This is a genomic window from Streptomyces lydicus (genome assembly GCF_000717345.1).
In the GTDB taxonomy this organism is placed as follows: Bacteria; Actinomycetota; Actinomycetes; order Streptomycetales; family Streptomycetaceae; genus Streptomyces; species Streptomyces lydicus.
In genome coordinates this window covers 40,483-62,585 of the sequence record NZ_JNZA01000034.1, presented here as the reverse complement: position 1 = coordinate 62,585, position 22,103 = coordinate 40,483, and the positions used below count along the sequence as shown (strand labels likewise).

16 protein-coding genes and 1 pseudogene are annotated in these 22,103 nt (G+C 72.4%); 3 read left to right on the top strand and 14 right to left on the bottom strand.

Going from position 1 to position 22,103, the window contains the following annotated elements; all coding sequences use genetic code 11:
• Positions 1-245: 245 nt before the first annotated feature.
• A complete protein-coding gene (locus tag OO62_RS27830; protein WP_033270358.1) occupies positions 246-1,754 on the bottom strand; it encodes a glutamate synthase subunit beta in 1,509 nt (502 codons plus the stop codon).
• Between the two features lie 483 nt (positions 1,755-2,237).
• Here OO62_RS27830 and OO62_RS38350 point away from each other — a divergent pair, with 483 nt between their 5' ends.
• On the top strand, positions 2,238-2,870 hold the full coding sequence (locus OO62_RS38350; RefSeq protein WP_078617384.1) for an HIT family protein: 633 nt from the start codon (positions 2,238-2,240) through the stop codon (positions 2,868-2,870).
• Between the two features lie 33 nt (positions 2,871-2,903).
• On the opposite strand, the gene OO62_RS27820 is transcribed toward OO62_RS38350, so the two are convergent.
• The 8 genes from OO62_RS27820 to OO62_RS27785 form a co-directional block, all read right to left on the bottom strand.
• Complete coding sequence (locus OO62_RS27820; RefSeq protein ID WP_129322994.1) at positions 2,904-3,671, bottom strand: hypothetical protein; 768 nt, start codon at positions 3,669-3,671, stop codon at positions 2,904-2,906.
• 110 nt (positions 3,672-3,781) lie between these two features.
• Entirely contained in the window at positions 3,782-4,882 is a 1,101-nt protein-coding gene (gene thiL / locus OO62_RS27815; protein ID WP_206738504.1) for a thiamine-phosphate kinase, read from the bottom strand.
• 20 nt (positions 4,883-4,902) lie between these two features.
• Positions 4,903-5,580 carry a (d)CMP kinase gene (locus OO62_RS27810; protein ID WP_033270356.1) on the bottom strand — a complete coding sequence of 226 codons (678 nt, stop codon included), beginning with the start codon at positions 5,578-5,580 and terminating at the stop codon, positions 4,903-4,905.
• 40 nt (positions 5,581-5,620) lie between these two features.
• Complete coding sequence (locus tag OO62_RS27805; RefSeq protein ID WP_033270355.1) at positions 5,621-6,295, bottom strand: HIT family protein; 675 nt, start codon at positions 6,293-6,295, stop codon at positions 5,621-5,623.
• A 256-nt stretch (positions 6,296-6,551) separates the two neighbouring features.
• Positions 6,552-9,461, bottom strand: coding sequence for a M48 family metalloprotease (locus tag OO62_RS27800; RefSeq protein WP_033270354.1), 2,910 nt, complete (start codon positions 9,459-9,461; stop codon positions 6,552-6,554).
• 10 nt (positions 9,462-9,471) lie between these two features.
• Complete coding sequence (locus tag OO62_RS40235) at positions 9,472-10,017, bottom strand: hypothetical protein (RefSeq protein WP_180290082.1); 546 nt, start codon at positions 10,015-10,017, stop codon at positions 9,472-9,474.
• A 95-nt stretch (positions 10,018-10,112) separates the two neighbouring features.
• Entirely contained in the window at positions 10,113-11,960 is a 1,848-nt protein-coding gene (locus tag OO62_RS27790) for an ABC transporter ATP-binding protein (RefSeq protein WP_051733662.1), read from the bottom strand.
• A gap of 561 nt (positions 11,961-12,521) precedes the next feature.
• Entirely contained in the window at positions 12,522-14,024 is a 1,503-nt protein-coding gene (locus tag OO62_RS27785) for an MFS transporter (protein ID WP_063739061.1), read from the bottom strand.
• A gap of 192 nt (positions 14,025-14,216) precedes the next feature.
• On the opposite strand from OO62_RS27785, the gene OO62_RS27780 reads away from it, so the two are divergent.
• On the top strand, positions 14,217-15,263 hold the full coding sequence (locus OO62_RS27780) for an Lrp/AsnC family transcriptional regulator (RefSeq protein ID WP_033270353.1): 1,047 nt from the start codon (positions 14,217-14,219) through the stop codon (positions 15,261-15,263).
• A 67-nt stretch (positions 15,264-15,330) separates the two neighbouring features.
• Here the strand turns inward: OO62_RS27780 and OO62_RS27775 are convergent, their stop codons facing one another.
• A complete protein-coding gene (locus tag OO62_RS27775; RefSeq protein ID WP_033270352.1) occupies positions 15,331-16,107 on the bottom strand; it encodes an Fpg/Nei family DNA glycosylase in 777 nt (258 codons plus the stop codon).
• A 193-nt stretch (positions 16,108-16,300) separates the two neighbouring features.
• Between OO62_RS27775 and OO62_RS38345 the strand changes: the two are divergent.
• Positions 16,301-16,728 (top strand): annotated as a pseudogene (locus tag OO62_RS38345) (LLM class flavin-dependent oxidoreductase); the annotation flags it as partial.
• Here OO62_RS38345 and OO62_RS40885 read toward each other — a convergent pair.
• The 4 genes from OO62_RS40885 to OO62_RS27750 all read right to left on the bottom strand — a co-directional run bounded on the left by OO62_RS40885 (position 16,674) and on the right by OO62_RS27750 (position 21,812).
• A complete protein-coding gene (locus OO62_RS40885) occupies positions 16,674-17,531 on the bottom strand; it encodes an ICP22 family protein (RefSeq protein ID WP_051733661.1) in 858 nt (285 codons plus the stop codon). The pseudogene OO62_RS38345 and the gene OO62_RS40885 sit on opposite strands and share 55 nt — an antisense overlap.
• Before the next feature lie 166 nt (positions 17,532-17,697).
• On the bottom strand, positions 17,698-19,935 hold the full coding sequence (locus OO62_RS27760; protein WP_033270350.1) for a family 2 encapsulin nanocompartment cargo protein terpene cyclase: 2,238 nt from the start codon (positions 19,933-19,935) through the stop codon (positions 17,698-17,700).
• A 153-nt stretch (positions 19,936-20,088) separates the two neighbouring features.
• Positions 20,089-20,916, bottom strand: coding sequence for an ATP-grasp domain-containing protein (locus OO62_RS27755; RefSeq protein ID WP_033270349.1), 828 nt, complete (start codon positions 20,914-20,916; stop codon positions 20,089-20,091).
• The gene (locus tag OO62_RS27750) at positions 20,913-21,812 is read right to left on the bottom strand and encodes an ATP-grasp domain-containing protein (protein WP_051733660.1); all 900 of its coding nucleotides are present in this window, start codon (positions 21,810-21,812) and stop codon (positions 20,913-20,915) included. Before OO62_RS27750 ends, OO62_RS27755 begins: the two co-directional genes overlap by 4 nt.
• Between the last annotated feature and the right edge of the window lie 291 nt (positions 21,813-22,103).

The following is a 22,103-nucleotide window of genomic DNA, read 5'->3' as shown; positions in this document are numbered from 1 at the left end:
ACAACGAAAGACTGTAGTACCCACGCACGTGGCCGTGGGTATGTCCGGAAACATCAAGCGGCGAGAAGTCCCCTTGAGTTCGGATGACGGAACACACCCCGGACGTGGATCAAGGAAAGTCCCTCAGGGACCCCTAACCGATTGACCTTCGGGGAGGGGGACGTCGAGTCGCCGGGGAGTGAGCGGCGTGCCCGGTCCCGGCGAGCCGGCTGCGGAGGGGGCGGTGCCCGGTGTGCTCTTTGGGGTCACGCCACCAAGGGGCGGTCGGTCGGGGAGACCGGGGCCGGGAGGGCGGTGCGGCCGGTCAGGTAGCGGTCGGTGGCCGCTGCGGCGGCTCGTCCCTCCGCTATCGCCCACACCACCAGGGACTGGCCGCGGCCCGCGTCCCCCGCGACGAAGATCCCGTCCGGTGCCGCAGGGCGAGCCGGGTCGGGCCGCTCTGCCCGGACGGCCGCGAAGTCGGTGTCGCGGGCGAAGTTTCCGCGGGTGTCCAGGGTGAGGCCGAGCTGTTCGACCAGGCCGCTGTCCCGTCGGGGGCCCGAGAAGCCGAGCGCCAGGAGGACCAGCTCGGCGGGGAGCACCCGCTCGGTGCCGGGCCGGGGGCGTCTGGCGGTGGGTTCCACCTCGGTCAGGTGGAGGGCGCGTACGCGGCCGTCCGCGTCCCCTTCGAAGCGGAGGGTGGCGGAGGAGAAGACCCGCGGGTCCGTGCCCCCACGGCCGCGCGCCTCTTCATGGGCGTGGGAGATCCGGTAGACCTTCGGATACGTGGGCCAGGGCTCGGCATCCTGGCGGGCGTCCCCCGGCTCCGGGTTGATGTCCAGCTGCAGCACGGACGCGGCGCCCTGGCGCAGGGCGGTGCCCAGGCAGTCCGAGCCGGTGTCCCCGCCGCCGACGATCACCACGTGCCGGTCCGCGGCGCTGAGGGGAGGCGCGGGGTAGTCGCCCTCGCCGGTCCTGTTGGAGAGCGTGAGATAGCCCATGGCCTGATGGATGCCGTACAGCTCGCGGCCCGGTACGGGAAGCTCGCGCTGCTCCATCGCTCCGACGGCGAGGATCACCGCGTCGTGGCGCCTTCTGAGGTCGGTGGCGTCGAGGTCGGGGCCGATGTCCACACCTGTGCGGAACTTGGTGCCCTCCGCCCGCATCTGCTCGATGCGCCGGTCCAGGTGCCGCTTCTCCATCTTGAACGCGGGGATGCCGTAGCGCAGCAGCCCGCCGAGGCGGTCCGCGCGCTCGTAGACGGCGACGGTGTGACCGGCCCGGGTCAGCTGCTGCGCCGCGGCGAGGCCCGCGGGGCCGGAGCCGACGACGGCGACGGACTTCCCGCTGAGCCGCTCCGGTGGCCGCGGCGACGCGTACCCGCGCGCCCAGCTCTCGTCGGCGATGGCCTGCTCGACGTTCTTGATCGTCACCGGGTCGGCGTTGAGGGCCAGCACGCAGGCGTCCTCACACGGCGCCGGGCACAGCCGGCCGGTGAACTCGGGGAAGTTGTTGGTCGCGTGCAGCCGCTCGGCCGCGGCCCGCCAGTTGCCCCGCGACGCGTACGCGTTCCACTCGGGGATGAGGTTCCCCAGCGGGCAGCCGCTGTGGCAGAACGGGATGCCGCAGTCCATGCAGCGGCCCGCCTGCTCGGACACCAGCGGCAGCAGCGCCTGCCCCGCGTAGACCTCGTCCCAGTCGTTCAGCCGCTCCTCGACGGGGCGGGCCGGCACGGGGCGACGGGGGCGCTTCAGGAAGCCGTACGGGTCGGTCATGCGCCGCCTCCAGCGCTACAAACAGTGCAAATACGGCATCTCGCACAGCCTACGCCTGTGCCCGGTGGACGTCACCGCGCGGGACGTCCGGGCCCCTCCCTGCGCGCTCACCGGCTTGCCCTTTTCGTGGAATGGAGAGAGCGAAATGATCATTTTCGAAAGGGGCCGAAACATCGGCTCGCGTCCCGGTCATCGACACGAGACGCTCATGCGTTCTCACCCGCACAGAGCCCCCTCGCCGCTAGCGTGTCGCTGAGGACTTCGCTACCGTTCTGGGATGTTCACCGTCGGTCTGCTTCATCCGGTGACTGCCACAAATGCGCCACTACGCCCGCACGTTCCCCGCCAGTGCGCCGGAACGGGCCAGGGACTGTCCGGAACCAAGCATTCCGCCGCCGGCCCACGAGGACGCGCCGATCCCCGCCACTACCCTCAGAAGTGCGAAGTGGAGATGCACCCCGAGCGAAGGAGTGGAATCGAGCAATGAGTCCTCAAGCGCTGGTTCTTGAAAATCTGTTCACCGGATCGCGACAAATCAGCTTTGCCGCCATCCGGAATTCGTTAGGACTCAGATTGTCTCTCTTCTCGCAATGGCTGACCCGCTGGACACGGCCCAAGGCCGACGGAAAGGACGCCCGGCGCTCCGCAGAGGAATCCTCGGACGGCGCGGCGTGCATTTTCTGCCAGGTGCATCGGCCCGAGGTCAACCAGGTCATGGAAGAGAACAAGACCTGTTACGTGCGGTACGACAACTTCCCGGCCGCCGCCGGCCATGTGGAAGTGGTCCCGAAGCGCCACGTCGAGTCGTTCTTCGAGCTGACGCCGAGGGAGCTCAAGGATGCCTATGCCCTCATCCTGACCGCCCAGGAGCGCCTCACCGAGAAGCACGGCCCCGACGGATACACCATCGGGATCAACGAGGGCCGTGCGGCCGGCCGGACCGTCGACCACCTGCACATCCACCTGATCCCGCGGCACTTCGGTGACGTGCCGGACCCACGGGGCGGGATCAGGCGCGCGGTCCCGAACTGCGACCCTGACGCGTGGGCCGAGGAGCCCGAGGACCCGGAGGCCGCCTTCAAGACGCTGACCGAGGCACAGGCCGGCCGCCGTTAGGGGCACGCGCCCCGGACGCCGGACGGCGGCGGGTCACAGGTGGTCGAGGTCGTCGTGGCCGAGCCGGGAGCAGAGGGAATTGACCTCGTGCCAGAAGTCGTCCACGTTCATGGAGTCGTGGCCGTGCCGGGCGTCGATGCTGACGCACCCGATGAAGTCCCCGCCGCCTCCTCTGATGGGGCTGGCGAAGACGGCTCCGCGATGAGCGACCCGCTGGAACTCCGTCCAGGTGAATCCCATGACGGCGTCGGCGCCTTCCTGTTCCCTATGGGCGTCGAACGTCGCCTGGTCGGTTAACCGGCTCGCCAATTCCTGTACGTCGATGGACACTTCTTCGTTGCGCTTCCAGCACAGGCCCACCACTCCCACACCCTTCGTCGGTGCGAAGGACCTGGTGGTCGGGGTGCTGCCCAGGCGGTACGTCGCCGCCCGCTGCAGATAGCCGTGCAGCGGGTGGCGGAAGGACCTGCGGATCCGCCAGATGTGCAGCCCGAGGTCACCGGTCTCGATGGGCGGCTGGGCCTGCCGGGCCACGGCGAGCATTTTCCCGAAGTGCGTCAGGACCTGCTGACGGACCGCTGACCTGCGTTCCACCTTTTTCCGGCCCGCGTACGACTGGAAGGGGGTGAAGGCGCCGAATATACCGATCACGCAGATGAGCCCGAGAAGTGCATAGGGACGGTCATCCAGCGCATCGGTCCAGACCTTTTTGCTGGGGAAATCGTACTGGCGAGCCACCATGCCGATCGTCGCCACGAGAAGGATGGAACGGTCCATGAGCTTGGCGGTCAGCGATCTCATTTGGCTATTGTATTGAGGGCAGGCGGTGGCCCACCAGTACTTCACAAAAACCTCGCAGCAGCCAGGAAGTGGCTACTGAATAGTAATTCGCGGGTGCGGCCCGCCGGAACTCAGGCGTCCGGGGAACTCGCGGCCAGCAGACTGATGTCGGATTTCTGGTGTTTCCACGCCACGCCGGGCAGCGGCCGGGAGGTCCCGTTGTGCACCGCTTCCGCTTCTCCCTTCTCTGTCGCCTCACCAATCACATGGAAATCCAAGCCGGAGGCGGTGAAGCTTTCCCGGCAGGCGGCGAGATCGTCAGGGGCCACGGTGAATGCCAATTGGAAGTCGGACGAGGCGCTCATCGCCAAGGCCAGCGGCTCGACGTTCATCAGCTCCGCCACCGCGCGGACCGCCGGGTCGATGGGCACGTCCTGCTCGGCGACGCGGAAACCCACCTCGCTGGCCTGCATGATCTGCTCGACGGTGGCCTTGAGCCCGTCCGAGGTGTCCTGGCAGGAGGTGGCGTACGGCTTGCGGGACAGGAGCTGCCCCTCGGCCACCCGGGCCCGCGGCCGCTTCCAGCTGTCCAGCAGCCGCTGCTCGGTCTCTTCCGGGAGCCTGCCGGCGAAGGAATCGCGCTTGGGGAAATACGCCACCGCGGCGCCCAGCAGGCCGCAGGGGCCGGTGAGGCAGAGCAGGTCTCCCGGGCGGGCGCCGTGCCGCCGCAGTACCTTTCCGGGCGGGCAGACGCCCAGCGCGGTACCGGCGAGGATGAGGCGCTCCGCGTTGCCGATGTCGCCGCCGACATTGAGCGTGCCGAAATCCGTGCAGCCCTGGTGGATGCCGGCCATCACCTGGCGGAAGCCCGCGTCGTCCAATTCGTGGGGATAGCGGACGACACTCAGCAGGCCGATCGGGGTGGCACCCATGGCGGCGACGTCGCTGATGTTGGCGGCGGCCAGGTAGTAGCCGATGTCGAAGTCGGACAGGAGGCCCATTTCGTGCAGAATGAATTTGGGTCCGCGAATGTAGTCCGACCCCACGACGAGGGACATCGGCGAACCGATGTCGTACACCGCGCAGTCGTCCCGGGCATCGGCCCCGGCGGACAGCTGGACGTCTAATCCGTCCGTGCCCACGAGGGCGCCGGACTGGCCGCTGAGGAACTCACTGACGAGCTGACGCACCCGCGTCGGCTCGTCCGAGAACACGGCTTCGGAGAGATTCACGAATTACTTGCCTTTCCTTGTCATACGGGCAGGGGCGCGGAGAATTTCCGCAGCCCGTGCAGGGCACAGGCGAATACCGCCGAAGCCGGGAGGTAGGTGGTGGGGATTTCGAGGGATTTCGGCAGTGCCCGGACGGCGGCGCGGTTCTCGACGTCGCGTTCCGTGGCCGGCCCGACCGTCACCGAGCGGTCCCGCATGTCCCGGTACTGGGCCCGGCGGCGCTCCCTGCGGACGGCCAGGCTCGCGGTCAGATAGATGCGCAGGTCGGCGGCGGGCAGCAGGGTGACCGCCACGTCCCGGCCCACCACGACGATGTCGCCGTACCGCTCCGCGACGTCCTGGTGCAGGCGCAGGATCGCCTGCCGCCAACCCGGGTCCCTGGCCACCGACTTCAGGTTGTCGTCCAGGGACGCGTCCCAGATCTTCCCGGTGATGTCCTCGCCGCGGAGGAAGATGCCGTGTCTCTGCGCCGGCTCGTCCGCCCCCGGCGCGCGGTACACCTCGGGCCGGTGGTCGAGCACGGAGCCCAGGTCGTCCCGCAGGGTCTCCGCGGACTCGCGGGTCAGTGCGTAGGCCAGGCTCCGGTACGTCAGCCCGGTGTCCAGGAAGGCCAGACCCAGGGCTTGGGACAGGCCCTGGGCCAGCGTGGACTTGCCACTGGCGGTGGGCCCGTCGATAGAAATTGCGACACGCGGCACGAGCCGCCCTCCACACGTCTTGAGAATGGATAACCCCGGATCACCTCGGGCCGTCCAGAATCGACCGCCACCCGCTGGTGCGCGCGACGGTCTCCCGGAGCAGCTCCTTGCGGACCACTAACGCGTAATCGAATAAAGGGTCCGGAATTCCGAGTACCTGGCCCACTATAGAGCGAAGGTATTGGCTGCGCATCGGGCGTCGCCCGTCGTATACGTAATATTTTCCCTGCTGGCCGCAGAGGAAGTACGGAGCGCCGCCGTAAGGGGCGAGCTGTTTCAGGTCGGTCAGGGCGGCCGGGGGCAGGCCGTCCGCCATGATGAGGGAATTCACCTGGTTTCCGTCGATGGGCATCAGATGCCAGTGGGCGTGCGAGATGCAGGCGCTGGACTTCATGGCGGCGGAAGATCCGTGTTCGAGCACCGTGAGCCTGCCGAAGGTCGCCCGGTACAGGGCGCCGACGCTTTCCAGCACATCCGCCAGCTCGACGCCGCGCTCCTCGATCAGCTGCGCGAAACTGAGGTAGTGCTCGACGGGAAGCAGCAGCAGGTGGCCGACGGAGAGCGGCGACAGGTCGGCAATCAGACGGAACCCGTCCGTTTCCCAGATGACGCGGCTTCGTGGTTCTCCTTCGTAGACCAGGGAGAATGTACTCTCCTGAGCACCGGCGATCTCTTCGCAAAAGTCAGCGCCCGCGCACCGGAGATCACGAAGCATATTCCACCCCTCACTCGATGGAGCAGCAGAGAGCACTACGCGGAAAGGAATTACCGCGGCTAATTTACAGGGCTCAACTCGCGGCGGACAAGCGAAAGCGGCTCCCCCGTCACATTTGACCGAAATTAAAAGTTCCCGAGTATTAATCGCACGTCTTTTCCTGCGCAGATCGGCCCGGCTGCGGCGGGAACACGTACACGAGAGGGGCCGCTCAGCGGGTCTACCCGGTGGTAGACGGAGGCGGGCGCGTCGGGGCTCAGTGGCCCGAACGCCCCCGTCCCGCCTCGGCGTTGATGCTGTCGAGGACGCCCGGGGTGCTCGCGCCGATGTCGACGTAGCTGCGCATGGCCGCCGCGAAGACGGTGAGCTTTCCCTCCTCGATGCCGCGGCGGCAGTCGGCGCCGGCCTGCTTGCCGCGCTCGTGCAGCGCCGCCCACCGCGTCTGGGTCCGGGGATCCGGGACGGGAAAGTACGCGGCGGTCTCCGTGGCGAGGTGTTCGAGGGCGACGCAGTGCGGACGGATGCGGGTGGCCGCGAATCCCCGGTCGGTGAGGGCCGCCTTGTCCTGCAGGGCCGTGAGGACGGCCAGCACCTCGGTGGTGAAGCGCGCCATGAGCCCGGCGCCGCCGAGCCGGAGCCAGGCGTCGGTCTGTGCGGCCAGGACCTGGGGTGACGGGGTGGGGAGCGCGGCGGTGGGGATCAGTTGCTGCTTGGTGAGTGAGATGTGGCCGGTGCCCCTGTCCCTCGGGAGGCTCATCGCGGCGGTGAGCGCGAGCACCGTGAGGCAGACCGCGCCGGCCGTCACGCGGCGCAGCACCAGCCGTTCCCGCCGCGGCGCGGGCCCGGTGTCCGGTGGGGAGGCCGCGGCGGTCCGGCGGCGGGACCGCAGGGCGCCGCGCGCCGCGGTGCACAGGAGGGCGACGGCGGCGGCGACGAAGATGTTCAGGCCCAGGGCCAGCGGGAACAGCAGTTGGACGGTCGGCCAGACCTTGGCGGGCAAGACGTGGCAGCTGGTGGCGAGCGTGTTCAGCGGGCCCAGACAGCCGTCGGCGGTGCCGAGGACGGCCGCACCGGCCAGCCCCAGCAACGCCGTTGTGCCCGCCGCGACCAGCGCGACGAGCAGCGGGAAGCGCCGGGCCGTCAGGCCGGTCAGGGTGGCCGCGGTGAGCGTGCCGCAGACCACGACGAGCAGCACGAGCGTCAGGTGGATCAGCATGTACGTGCCGTAGCGCCGCTCCGGGGGCGGCTGCCAGGTGTGCATGACGGCCATGAGGGCGATCGTGCCCGCCCAGCACAGCGCGGTGCCCGCGGCGGCGGCGAGGAGCACCCGGCGCAGCGGCGGCAGCAGCGGTCCGGAGAGCTCCGGGGCGGGGGCGCCGCGCAGGGCCCGGCGGGCCCAGTCCGGTACGCCGGTCGCCGGCCGGCGCGTCCAGGCGAGCAGCGGCAGCAGCCACAGCACGGCCGCGGCCCAGCCGATGAAGGGGTCCACGCCGATCGGCAGGAGCAGCGGCAGCGCCGCGGCGAACCCGGCGAGCACGTCGCGGTCCGCGGGGACGGTGCCCGGCAGATCGTGCAGCAGCGCGTCCCGGATGCCGGTTTCGGAGTACGCCCAGCCCGTCGTGAAGGTGTGCCCGTCGGCCTGCCACCAGGCGTACCAGAGGGCGAAGACCACCCAGATCGCGGCCAGCCCCAGGAGCATGGCGGGCCGCAGCGTACGGCCGCGCCAGGAGCGCACCGACAGCTCGGCGAACTGCGCCGTCCAGCACATGATTCCCACGCTGATGAGGGTCAGCACGGTGAGCGTCTCGGGGTGGTTGGGCAGCCATCGTGTGCTGCCGGAGGTGCTGCTCGTCAGCAGCTCGCCGACCGCGAGGCCGAGCCCCGTCCACCAGCCCGCTCGCAGCCCGGTGGGGATCCGGCCGCCGGTGAGGACCGCCCGCGCCACGGCCCGCCAGACGGAGACGCCGGGGATCGCCGCGATCAGCCCCGCGAGCAGTGCCGTCAGCACCCGGAGTGCGCCGCCGGCCCGGGGGCCGTTCAGCACATCGGTCAGCTGGTCGCCGGCGATCGTCGCGGTGGCGCCGGCCACGAACAGGGTCAGGGCGTGCGGTGCGAAGAGTTCCCGGGGGTCGGTGAGCGCGGCCACCCGCCGGTCCCATGCCGGGTGGGTGCGCCACAGCGCGGTGAACGAGGCCAGCGCCCTGCGGATCCGGCCGGGTGCGGCGGCCTTGCCGGTGCCGTGTGCGGCGGCGTGGTGCCAGCCCCGGGCGTCGGCTCCCCAGGCAAGGGCGTCGAGATCGGCGTATGTCTCGCGGGTGCGCAGGATGTCCGCGCGGGCGAGGTAGACGAACGCGATCATCACGCCCGACAGGAGGAGTTCGTGCCCGGTGCCGAGGCGTTCCGCGGGGCCGAGGATCGCGGACGCCGCGGAGTCCTTGAGGTCCTGCGCGATTTGGAAGAGGTAGGCCGGGAGGACGGCGACCAGGAAGACCCGCCAGAGGGCGACCGTGGCGTAGGTGACGTCGATGTCGTGGTTGCGGAGGTGCGCGAGTTCGTGGAGGACCACCGCGCGGAAGCCCTCGGGGTCCCGGCGCCGGCGGGCGACCAGGCCGCCGTGCAGGCAGACGGAGTAGCGGCGCAGCCGTCCGAAGACCACCGCGCCGGCGGTGGCCGCGGCCGGTGCCACGACGAACCGCGGCGGGCGGGACAGCCCGGCGACGCGGACCAGTTCGTCCAGGAGCGGGCGTAACTCCCCTTCGGGGTCGACGGCTTGGAGCGGTACGACGCGGCCGCGGCGGCCCTTCCAGCGGGGCAGCAGCCAGTACACAGTGGCGGCCGCGATCAGCAGGGCGGCGAGGACGGCGAGCGGCACCCACGCGGCGGCGGTGGGCACGTACCGGCGCAGGCAGGCCGGGTAGGCGTCACCGGCGCGCACCGCGGCCAGGCCGATGCCCAGATAGTCACTCTCCGGGTCGGCGCCGGCCGCGAGCGCGCAGCCGACGCGGATGTTGCGCGGATCGGCCAGCGCCTGGACGATCTGGGTGACGATCGTGGCGCTGCTGGTCAGGAACAGCACCAGCAGCAGTGCGAAGCGCAGTCCGGTGCCGGCGCCGAGGACGCGCTCGTCGACGGGCGGGCGGGGCGGTGCGGCCAGGGTCCCGCTCACGTGTCGCTCCCTACGCCTCGGGTTCTGCGGACCCGTCGCTTCCGGCGTCGTTCGGCAGCCGGCCCTGCGGGCGCAGCACGAGGCGCGCCACCACCCGCTCGGCGAGCGCGGTGGCGGTCTCCGGCGCGAGGCCGCTCTCCGTCCCCAGCTCCAGGACCCGCGCGCGCACCGCGGCCAGTTGTTCCTCGCTCAGCGGGGGGAGCGTCCTGACCGCCGCCGGTCTGCGGGTGACGCGGCGCAGCCACCCTCGCGTGCGATCGGTCGCGCTGGTGACGGCGGTGCCGACGACCTTGCGGGCGGCCTCGTCCAACACCAGCCAGGCCACCGGCGTGATCAGGGCGGTGACCTCCTGGAGGCCGAAGCCGAGCGGTTCACGTGAGCGGCGGCGGCCGGCCAGGCGCGCCACCACGCTGTCGTCGTCGTACCGCCAGAGCCCTTCGACCAGCACCAGCTCGTCCGGGGCCAGCTCGGCCACGACCGACCGGACGATGTCCCGCACCGCCACGCCCGTCCCCGGCTCCGGTTGCCCGTCGGCCGGCTTCGCCAACGCGTCCATCCGCCCCCCTCACCGAACGCACTCTCGCCCACGCATCGTAAGTGCGCCGCCACGCGCGCGGGCGGTTTTCCACAGGACTTTGTCCGCCGGAGCGCTCAGCCGACGATGCCGCGCCGTCCCACGGCGGGGTTGGCCGCTCCGTTGTGCGGGTGGGACGGGGGGTGGGCGTGGAACAGGGTGGCGTACAGGCCGCGTTGGGCGAGCAGCTGGGTGTGGGTGCCGGACTCGACGAGCAGGCCGTGGTCGAGGACCAGGACGCGGTCGGCGTCCGCGGCGAGGTCCAGGTCGTGGGTGATCACGAGGGTGGTGCGGCCCTCGGCGAGGCGGCGCAGGGGGCCGAGGATGCGCTGGGTGGCGAGCACGTCCAGGCCGGTGGTGGGCTCGTCGAGGATGAGGACGGGGGCGTCGCGGAGCATGGCGCGGGCGATCGCGACGCGCTGGAGCTGGCCGCCGGAGAGGCGGGCGGTGCCGGGGGCGATGACGGTGTCGTAGCCGTCGGGGAGGGCGGTGATGAACTCGTGGGCGTCGGCGGCCCGGGCGGCGCGTTCCACGTCGTGGTGGGTGGCGCGGCCGTGCGGGCGGCCGGCGGCGATGTTCTCCGCGACGGTGTCGTGCAGGACGAGGGTGTCCTGGGGCAGCAGCGTGATGTTGTGCCGCAGCTGGGCGAGCGGCAGGCGGTGCACGGGGATGTCGTCGAGGCGGATGCTGCCCGCGTCGGGGTCGTAGAACCGAAGCAGCAGCGCGGCCAGGGTCGATTTGCCGGCGCCGCTGGGGCCGGTGATGACGAGCAGTTCGCCGGGGACGGCGGTGAAGGAGAAGTCGCGGAGGACGTCCTCGTGGCCGCCGGGGTAGCGGAAGTGGACGTGGCGGGCCTCCACCTCGCCGAGGGCGCGGCGGTAGCGCGGCGGGGCGACCAGGGAGGGCGCCGGGTCACTGACGGCGGGGCGGGCGTCGAGGATCTCCAGGAGGCGCTCGGCGCCGGCGGTCGCTTCGGTGGCGGTCAGGCCGAGCTGGCCCAGGGAGCGGATGGGCGGGTAGAGGTAGCCGACGAAGGCGGCGAAGGCGAGCAGCTGGCCGAGGGTCATCCGGCCGGCGGAGATCTCCCAGGCGCCCAGGCCGATGATCGCCAGCACGCAGAAGGTCTCCAGGAGTTCGACGACCTGGTCGTAGAGCCCGTTGAGGCGGGCGCTGGTCACCGACGCCCGGAACCACTTGCGCGCCTGGCGGTCGAGCCGCTCCTCCTCGTCGCGCTGCCGGTTGTACGCCTGGGTCAGCACGACGTTGACCAGGCCCTCCTCGACGACGGAGGTGATGGCGCCGTCGGCGGCACGCTCGCGGCGGGAGACCTCTTTGACCCGGCCGGTGAAGCGGCGGGTGGCGGTCCAGAACAGCGGGGCCAGGACGAAGGTGGCCAGTGCCAGGTCCCAGCGCAGCCAGAGGGCGGCGCCGGCGTAGAAGATGATGCCGAACAGGGCCGCGGCCACCTGGACGAGGCCGGTGATGACCATCTGCTCGATGGCGTCGACGTCTCCCGTCAGCCGCTCGACGAGGTCACCGCGGCGGCTGCGCTGGAAGAAGTGCGGGGGGAGCGTCTGCAGATGGGCGAAGACCCGGGCACGCAGCCGCATGACGAAGCGCTCGGCGGTCCAGGCCCCGAGCGAGTTGCCGAGGTAGCCCACCACCGCGCCGACCACGGCGACGCCGAGCCACAGGGCCGCGGGCACCCAGAAGGCGCTGACCGAGCCCTTCTGCAGGGCCTTGTCGGTGAGTTGGGCGAAGAGCAGGATGGCCGCGGTCTCGGCGAGGGCGGCGACGACGGCGGCCAGGCAGACCAGGACGATCCAGCGCCGGTCGCCGTGGGTCAGTGGCCAGAAGCGGCGGAGCGATTCCTTGAGTCCGACGCGCCTGGTGCGGATCGTGAGGTCCGTCTGCAGGCTCCACATGCCGTGGTCAACAGGCGGGGATTCCGTGCCGGGTTGGGGCGGGGGCGGCGGCTCCTCTAGGGGTGCCGGGCGCCCGCGGGAACTACGCAGATGCATGGTCGCCACGCCATATCGGGCTGCTCGGAAACCTGGACCGGTTCACGGGCCCCAAGCACACGAGGCGGACCCGCGTGGCACGCGAGTCAGCCTCGAGCTCAGAGCTTTTGGTCAGTAGTTGTCGTAGCCGAAGAAACGACGACGCCTGCGGCCGAAGCGGCGGCGATACCTGCGACGGCGGCGGCCGTGGTCGTGGTCGTGACCCCAACCATCGTCTCTGCGCCTGCGTGGGAAGACCTTACGGAAGCTCATTCTCGCCTCCTAGAAGTTCTTTTCCTTGCTGACGAGCCGTTTCCGACTGCGTCAACTCCCAAGCTACGTCCATGACCTGCCTACCAACAAGGAAATATGCGTGAAAATTCAGACAAACAGCAAAATTCTTGGCGCATCACCACAAAGTGGCGATGCGTGACCCTCCGGAGGCGGGCTGGCCGCGGCAGCACCGGCGCCCCCACCAGGCAAGCGTCACCTCCCGTAGCCGGAAGGGGACTTGGCGTTCCGCAGGCGGCGGCCCCACCGCGGGGAAGCGGGCCGGGTGCGGGCAGCGGCGTGCAGCAGGACGGCGGCGGCGACGGTGCCGGCGAGGAGGGCGACGGCCGCCCCGCAGGCGTCGCGGGCCCCGAGGAGCGCGGCATCCGCGCCCGGGGCACCGGTGCCGGGGGCGGTGTGCAGGAAGACCGTGCCGAGCAGGGCGACGCCGAGCGTGCCGCCCAGCTGCTGCGCGGCGTTGAGCAGGCCCGCCGCCGAACCGGTCTCGTGCGGGCGGACCCGGCCCAGTGCGGTGGTGAAGAACGGCACGGAGAACAGCCCCTGCCCCAGCCCGGCGGCGGTCAGCGCGGCGAGCAGCGGCCACGGGTACGCCGCGGGCCGGCCGGTGGCGTAGACGACGAGGGCGCCCAGGGTGCCGAGGAGCAGTGCCGCGAGCCCGGCGAACATCACCCGGGAGCCGTGGCGGGGCACCAGGCGGGCGCCGGCGGTCCAGGACGCCGCCGCCATCGCCGCCGACCACGGCAGCAGGGTGAGCCCCGCGGACCGGACGTCGGTGTGCGGTCCGAGTTGCAGCTGGAGGACGACGACCAGCATCACGCCGTTGATCACCGCGAAGAACAGCACGGCGGCGGCCAGCGCGGCGGGGAATCCCCGGTCGCTGAAGAGGCGGGTCTCGACGAGCGCGCTGCGTCCCCGGGCCGTCCGGCGCCGCTGGTGCGCCCCGAACAGCGCCATCAGGCCCAGGCCCGCGGCGAAAAGGGCCCAGCGCCCGGGTGATCCCCGGTCCGGCCCGGACTCGATGAGCGGGTGGACGAGCGCGCCGGTGCCCAGGACGGCCAGCACCGTACCGGTGAGGTCCAGCCGCGGCCGCCGCTCGGAGCGGTCCTCGCGCAGCAGCGGCGCCGCGGCGAGGACACCGAGGCCGAGCGGCACGTTGACCAGGAACACCGCCCGCCAGGAGGAGCCGAACAGGTCGGCGTGGGTGAGCACTCCGGCGAGCACCGGGCCGCACACCGCGGCCAGGCCCATGACCGGGCCGATGCTGCCCATCGCCCGGGCCAGTTCGTCGCCGTGGAACATGCCGCGGATCAGCCCGATGGTCTGCGGGATGACGAGCGCGGCCGCGGCGCCCTGGACCGCCCGCGCGCTGATCAGCATCGCGGGTGACGCGGCCAGCGCGCAGAGCGCCGAGGCGAGCACGAACGCCGCCACCCCGGCCCGGAAGACCCGCTTGCGCCCGGCGATGTCGCCGAGCCGGCCCCCGGTGATCAGCAGCACCGCGAACGGCAGGGTGTAGGCGGCGCTGAACCACTGGATGCCGGAGGCGGGCCCGCCGAGATCGGCGTGGATCACCGGTGCGGCGACCGTCATGATCGTGGAGTCGAGCAGATTCATCGCCTCGGCGACCAGCAGCACCGCGAGGGCGCACCAGCGGCGGGGGTACGGCGTCGGCCGTACGGGCGGCAGGGGGTGGGGCATGGCTCTTCCCTTCGGTGGAGTACGGGCAGAGCGTGCGCCGGCGCCCACCGGGTGTTCCCTCCACGAGCCGGAGATCGCTGATGTTTTCCATCCGGGCGCGTGTGGTGAAGGATTTGTCCGGGCGCAAGGATTTCTCCGCAACGCGGAGGCAGCCGGCCCCGCCGCCTCGGACGCACCACGGAGGGAATCACCATGAGGGACGCGGCCACGACCGGGGTGCCGGTGCTCGACGACGTCGACCGCGGGATCGTCCATGCGCTGCACCTCGACGGGCGGGCCCCGTTCAGCCGGATCGCCGAGGTGCTGGGCGTCTCGACGCAGACCGTCGCGCGCCGCTACCGCAGGCTGCGCGCCGACGCCGGACTGCGGGTCGTCGGGCTCGCCGATCCGCACCGTGCCGGCCGGGCACAGTGGCTGGTGCGGCTGACCGCCGCCCCGCACAGCGCGCAGGACCTGGCCCGCGCCCTGGCCCGGCGGACGGACACCTCCTGGGTGAAACTGGCCTCCGGCGGCACCGAGATCCTCGCGGTCGTGCACACCCCGGCCGACGGCACCGGCGGCCACGCGCTGCTGCTGCACGACATCCCGCGCACCGCCGGCATCACCGCGGTCTCCGCCCATTGCCTGCTCCACACCTACCTCGGCGGCCCCACCGCCTGGCGGGGCCGAGCCGGCACCCTGGACGAAGACCAGCAGCGCCGGCTCGCACCGCCCGGCGCCGGGCCGCACGACGGCCAACTCGCCCAGCCCGGGCTGGTGTTGACCGAGACGGACCGCGCGCTGGTCGCGGCGCTGGAGCGGGACGGCCGTACCGGCCAGGCCGATCTGGCCGCCGCCACCGGGTGGTCACCGGCGACCGTGGCCCGCCGGCTGGCCGCGCTGCGGGCCGCCGGCGCGCTCTTCTTCGATGTCGAGGCCGACGACGCGCTGTTCGGCGCCACCACCCAGGCCATGCTGTGGATGACCGTCTCCCCCACCCACCTCGACCGGGTCGCCACCGCGCTGGCCGGGCACGACGAACTCGCCTTCGTCGCCGCCACCACCGGCCGCACGAACGTGGTCGCGCACGCGCTGTGCCCCGACCCGGCGGCCCTGCACCGCTATCTCACCCGGCGGCTGGGCGGTCTGCGCGCGATCCACACCCTGGAGACCGCCCCGGTCCTGCGCACCGTCAAGGGAGCCGGCCCGCTCGCCCCGGCGGCCGCCCCGCGCCCGTCACCGAGGGCCGCCCGGCGCTGAGGAGGCGGCTCGGCCGGCCGCACCCGCGCCTCCGGTGAGCGCCTCGGGCCCGGCGGGGTCCGCCGGGTCAGGGCTGGCAGCGGGGGCACCACACCGTGCCGCGGCCCGCGACGCGGCCGCGGCGCAACGGGCCGCCGCAGCGCGGGCAGTGCGGGTCGGGGTCGTCGCGGCGGCCGGTCAGCCAGGTGTCGCGGGGTGGCACGCAGCCCGCGCGCACCGCCGCGCGCAGGGTGCGGCGCAGCTCCGTGTGGAGGCGGTCGCCCTCCTCGTCGGTGAGGTCGCGGGCCGGCCGGGACGGGGGCAGCAGGGTGCGCCAGAGGATCTCGTCGACGAGGAGGTTGCCGAGTCCGGCCAGCACCGACTGGTCCATCAGGACCGCCTTGAGGCGGCCGCGCCGGGCGGCGAGCGCCGCCCGGAAGGCGTCGCGCGGCACCGTTGCCGCGTCCGGTCCCAGACGGCCCAGCACCCGGTCCAGTCCGGCCTCGTCGACGAGCCACAGGCCCTGGAGTTTGCGCTGGTCGCGGTAGCGGAGCCGGTGGTGCCTGCTCATGGTGAAGACCACCCGGTCGTGGGGGTGGGGGGCCTCCTCCGGCGTGGTGCACACCAGCCGGCCGGTCATGCCGAAGTGCAGCAGCAGGATGGGGCCGCCGGTACGGGCGATCAGCCACTTCCCGTGCCGCTCGGGCTCGGCGAACCTGCGGCCCTCCAGTGCGTGCCGCAGCTGACGGCCGCTCAGCCCGTGCAGCACGCCCGCGTCGTGGACCTCGATGTGCTGGACCACCCGTCGTTGCGCGCAGCGGACGAAGGTTCGGCGGAACGCCTCGACGTCGGGCAGCTCGGGCATGCCGTCCTCCGCCCTCCTGGCCGTGGTCGCGGGGTCGTTTGGTATCCCTGACCCGGGACCCGGTCGGCGAAGGCCGCCAGTTGGGCCCTCATCCGCGCGGGGGTCCCTCCGGCCGGGCGCCCGCCGCGCACCTTCCGCGCGCACGCGCATGCTCACCGGTCCGGCGGGGCCGCCCGTATCCTGGCGCCATGAGGCGGCCGGCCGCACCCGCGCCGACCTCGACATCTGCCAGGGCGCCGAGGTCGCCTTCGCCGAGTACGAGGAGGCGCTGCGGGCCATGGTGGCCGGCCGTCAGAGGAGCTCGCGTTCAGCCTGGGCGGGATGGGCTCCGCCCGCACCAACTTCTACAACGCCGCCTACAGCCGCCAGGGCTGGGCCCGGGTCGCGGCCGAGGTCCGGGAGCGCTGGCAGGCCGGGGACCGGGACGGCGCGGCGGAGCTGGTCACCGACGAGATGGTGCTGGGCACCACCCTGATCGGGACCGAGGAGATGGTGCAGGCGCGCCTGCGGGTGTGGCGCGCCGCCGGGGTCGACACCGTACGGCTCTACCCGGCGGGCGGCACGCTTCAGGAGCGCTTGACCACCTTGGGGCGGGCGCTCGACTTGGTGGGTGAGCTGGACGACGGGCGGGTGACGCGCCGGGGGCGGGCGCTCGACTTCGTGGGTGAGCTGGAGGACGGCCGGGCGACGCGCCGGGGGACGGCGGCACCCGGGGAGTTGACCGGGTCCGAGGCACCGGCCGGGGCGGGGAGGGTGCTGGGATCACCGGGGTCCGAGGAGCGGGCCGGGTCCTGAGGGTCGCGGCGGTCCGGCGCGTCGCCGGTGTCCCGCGCGTCGCCCGGGTCCAGGTAGTCGTCGGAGTCCCGGGGGTCACGGGAGTCGCCGGTGTCCCGGTCGCGTCCCGGGTCACGGGAGTCGGACGGATCGTTGTAGTCACCGGGGTCGCGGGAGTCCCCGGAATCGCGCCTGTCGGACGGATCCCGGTAGTCCCCCGGGTCACGGGAGTCGCCCGGGTCACGGGAGTCGGACGGGTCCCGGTAGTCGCCGGGGTCACGGGAATCCCCCGGGTCCCGGGATTCGCTGGGGTACGACGGCGCGGGGGCGCTGGCCGGGTCCAGCTGCAGGCTGCCGTACCGCGCGAACCGCGCGGAGCTGCCGGCCCGTACGGTCGCCATGGCGCGCCCCGTGCAGTCGCGGGAGGACCACAGCACCAGGTCGAGGGGGGTGTCGTTGTCCACCAGGCCGCCCCCGTCGCCCAGGCCGTAGCAGTGATCGTCGCCGGGGTCGACGATCTGGTAGTCCTTGTTCCGCGAGCGCATGTGGAAGGTGATGGTGCCGGTGGTGGCCTGGGCGGCGATCGGGCCGAGCAGGGCGAAGGCACCGGTGGCGGCCACGGCTCCGAGGAAGGCGGTCTTGTGTCGCATGACGCCAAGGTTCCCGACGACATATCGGGCTATTCACCTCGAAACGGATATTCACCCATCGCCACGACCCGGTAGCGCGCACGGGAGGAGCACAGGGGGCACGCGCGGCCGGTCGCGGCAGTCCGCAACCGGCCCGGCGGGCGCGCCCCTCACGGGCCCACCGGCGTCATCCGGCGCTCGCGGCCGCTCGCTGGAAGAACCGGGCCGCCGACGTCCCCAGCCCCGACGGGGCACCGAGCCGGCCCGGTGAGCCCACCGGGTGGCGCAGCTCCGGCTCGATGTAGCGCCGGCAGCGCTGGTGCCAGTTGAGGATCCCCGCCATCCAGTTCTCCAGCTCCCGCACATAACCGTCGAGCGTGGCGCGGGCCTCGGCCGGCAGCTGGAAGTCGTCATACACGACCGGGAGTTCCTTCGCGGCGACGTGCTGGAACTCCCGGATGCGGGAGGTCATGAGGTCGTTGACGATGGCCAGCGCGGTCGGGTAGTCGCAGTCGAAGAACGTCTGGACGACCAGGATGCCGTTGTGCACCTCGCCCTCGTACTCGATCTCCTTCTGGTAGGAGAAGACGTCGTTCATCAGGGCGGCGTAGTCGGCGGCGGCGTTCTCCAGCGAGCGGAGGGTGCCGGTGCGGTAGACCTCCGGCGGGATGTGCCGGCCGTGGCCGAGGCGGCTGAGGGCCATGGTGAGGTCGGAGCCGAAGGTGGCCCGGCGCATCTCGATGTAGTCGACCGGGTCCGGGATGCGGTTCTGGATCTGGTTGTCGATCTCCCAGAGCCAGCTGGCGGTCATCGTGTCGACGGCCGCGCGGAAGGCCCGGCGGGCCTCGGGCGTCATCGGGCGGGTCGTACGGGGCCACAGGTCGGCCAGTGCGCGTTCCATGGCGTTGACCGGCTCGGGCGGGGTCTTCGCGGGGTCGAGCGGCATGAAGAGCTTCAGCCGTTCGGTGCACGCGTAGGCCGCGGCGGCGTCCCGGGTCCGGCCGAAGACCTGCGGGTAGTAGTCGTCCGCGTAGGTGCCCCACGCCAGCCAGGCGGAGTCGAGGTCGAGCTGCTCGGGAGTGGCGTCCGGGTGGATGCCGGCCGCGCACAGCGCCAGGTCGTGCCGGGCCATCGCCGCCTCGTCCCAGACGTCGGAGAGCGGCACGCCGGGCTGCGGCTGGAGCAGGCCCATCCGGTCGGCCCAGTCGATGACCCGGCGGCGGGCGCCCTCCAGGTGCGGGCTCAGGGTGAGCGGGAACGGCATGCAGAAGTCGGGGATCCGCGAGGGCCCGACCTGCTGGTGCGGGACGTGGGTGTGGCTGCGGACGCGGTGCGCGCCGGCCGTGGCCAGGGCCTTCTTGAGGTCCGTGGCCGAGGTGCCGAGGCCGCCGGCGGAGAACGGCGACCAGGCTGGTGCGGAGCCGGCCGCCGCCCCGCCGTCGTTCATGTAGCGGCTGGAGCGCATGTGCCATTCGTGGCCGCCGGACTGCCAGTCCTGCAGCCCCTTGGCGTACGCGAGCACGTCCGCGCAGGACTTCGGGTCGAGGCCCTTCTCCAGGAAGAGCGCCGGGAGTTCGGCGACCACGGTGTTCTCGAACTGCTGGAGCCGTGAGGTGATCAGGTCGTTGACGGCGTCCGCGGCCTCCTGGGTGGTGCAGTCCAGGAAGGTCTCCAGGACCAGCACGCCGTTGCTCAGCTCGCCCTCCTCCTCGGTCTCCCGCTGGTAGGAGAAGAGGTCGTTGCGCAGGTGGACGGCGTCGGAGAAGGTGTCACGCAGCACCCGCAGGGGACGGGAGCCGGCCACCCGGGCCGGGACCTCGGCCCCGGTCGCGTACTCCACCAGCCCGGCCGACCAGGGCGCGCCGCCGACCTTGCGGCGCATCTCGATGTACTCGACGGGGTTGGGCACCCGGTTGATGTTGATGTTGGACAGTTCCCACAGCGATTCGTTGAGCAGGTGCTCGGTGCTCTCGGCGAACCGCCGGCGCCAGTCCGCCGACATGTGCGGCACGGTGCGCGCCCACAGGTCGGCGAGTCCCGCCTCGACGGGGTTGGTCGGCTCGGGCACCGGCGCGCCGAGGTCCATCGGCATGAAGGCGGGCAGCCGGTCGAGGTACTCCTTGCCGCCCGCGCGGTCCAGCGTCCGCTTGAACTTCTCCAGGAAGTGGTCGTCGAAGAAGAAGACCCAGACGTACCAGTCGGTGACGAGTGACAGCGCCTCCGCGTCGCAGTCGGGGTGGGTGTAGGCGCAGAGCAGGGCGTAGTCGTGGGCGTCGAGGTCCCGCTGCTCCCAGATGCCCGAGCCCTCCAGCATCCCCATGCCGCGGGCCCACTTCCTGGAGTGCGTACGCGCCGCTTCCAGGTGCGGGTTGAGCCGCGCCGGGTAGGGCGTGTAGAAGTCGGGCAGTTCGAATGGCTTGGTCACCGTTCTGGCCTCTCCCCATACGTGTGGAGGAAGACGTGCTGGACCACGCCCCCCTGACGGGGCAGCGCTACCCCGGGGATTGCCGCACTAGACCTTACGGAGGAGGAGCTTCCGCCTCCCCGCCCTTTCCGCTCGGCCGATGTCATTCATTGATCATTCGGGGCCGTTTCCCGACGCCCTTCTTCCGGCTCGTGCCCCCGTACGCAGGGCGAGTTCCGCCAGTGCCTCCGGGGCGCCGGCCTGGCCGCGGATGCCGGGGAAGGCGTTGACGTCCACGAGGAGCGGGGCGCCGCCGCCGGCGTCGAGGAGGTCCACGCCGTAGACCTCCAGGCCGAAGACCTCGCCGACCCCGAGGGCGAGGGCGCGCCAGTCCGCGGGCAGTTCGCCGGGCGGCAGCGGCAGCGTCTCCCCGCGGCCCTCCGGGGCCAGTTCGGAGCGGCGCAGCCCGGCGAACAGCCGCCCGTCGACCACCCACACCTTGTGGTCCCAGCCGCTGCCGGCGAGGAAGTCCTGCACGACCACCGGTTCCTCGGGCCACTCGGCGGCCAGCTCCCGCAGCCGTACGGTGCTGTCGGCGCGGGTCACCAGGTCGCCGCGCCGGCTGTGGCGGCTCTTGACGACCAGCGGGCCGGCCGGCTCCCCGGCCGCGGCCAGCTCCGCCGGCGTGCCCACGAAGCGGGTGCGGGCGAACGGCAGTCCGGCCCCGCGGGCCAGCTCGGCCATCGCCACCCGGTCCTGGCAACGGGCGGTCGCCGCCGCGGAGTTGATGACCGCGGCGCCCCGCCCCTCCAGGCGGGCGGCGAGGGCCAGCGCCCGGGGCGTACGGGCCTTGAGGAGGTAGACGTCGGCGAGCGGGCCGGGGCCCTCAGGCACGCCACCGGGGTCCACGACCTCGACCCGGTGGCCCTCCCCGACGAGCAGGGCGCCGGTCGCGGCCAGCACCGGGTGGGCGGCGTCCGCGGTGATCAGGCCGATCCTCACCGGTCGCCGCCGATCGCCGCCAGCGGGGGCTCGGCGGGGGCGGCCGGGCCGGGAACCGCCGGTTCCGCTCCCTTGCGGGCGAGACGCAGAACCGCGGAGGAGACCCGGGCGACGGCGTCCGGCACCTGACGGAAGCTGGGGAAGTCGTTGATGTCGACGACCACCGGGCCGTCCGGCCCGAGCAGCACGTCGACGCCGTACAGGTCGAGGCCGAAGACCGCGCCGATCTCCGCGGTGATCCGGGCGACCTCGGCGGTGAGCGGGACCTGGCGTTCCCGTACGGGGTGCCCGGGGTGCAGCGGCGAGCGGCGCTCGGTCGCGTACAGCTCACCGGCGACGCAGTACACCTTCAGGTCCGTACCGGAGTTGGGCACGTACGGCTGGGCGATCAGCAGGCCGCCGGCCGCCCCGCCCGATTCCGCGGGCTCCGCCGCGCCGGCGGCGGGCAGCCGGTCCGGCGTCTCGACCAGCCGTACCGCGCGCCCGGAGCTGCCGTCCGCGGGCTTGACGACGAGGGGGAACTCCGCCTCGGGTATCTGCGCGAACTCCTCGGCCCGGGCAGCCGCGTAGGTCACCGGGACCGGCAGTCCGCTGCCGCGGGCGATCACCGCGGCCAGCGCCTTGTCGCGCACCCCCCGGATCGCCCGGACGTCGTTCACCGTCGTCAGCCCGACCGCGGCCGCCGCTTCCAGGAGGGTCAGGCCGGGGCCGCCGGAGACGGTCTTGAGGACCCAGGCGTCATGGCTGCCGGCCCGCACCGCCTCGGACAGCGGCAGCAGCGAGCGGCCCGGCCACAGCACGTCCACCTGGTGCCCCCAGGCGGTGAGTTGGCGGATCACGTCCAGCGGCATGCCGTCGTAGCGGTACTGCTCCTCCACCAGGAAGCAGAGTCTCATCGGGGCACCCTCGTCATCGCCGCACGTCCGTCCACCGTCCGCCCGGCAGATCCATGACGCACCAGGATCCCACGGGGGGCCGGGCGGGGCGGGGCGGACCCACGCGCCCGGCTCCCCCACCGTCAGCGGCCCCATGTTTCCGCGGTGTTACGCCACCCGGCAGCGCCCGGCCACCTGCCCTGACCAGGCACGCACCGAGGGCGCGGCGGCGTTCCGCCACCCGCGCCCAAACCCTGCAAATCCCGTATGCCGGAACCCTTGTTCCACTTACGGCCCGGTCCTAGGGTCAGG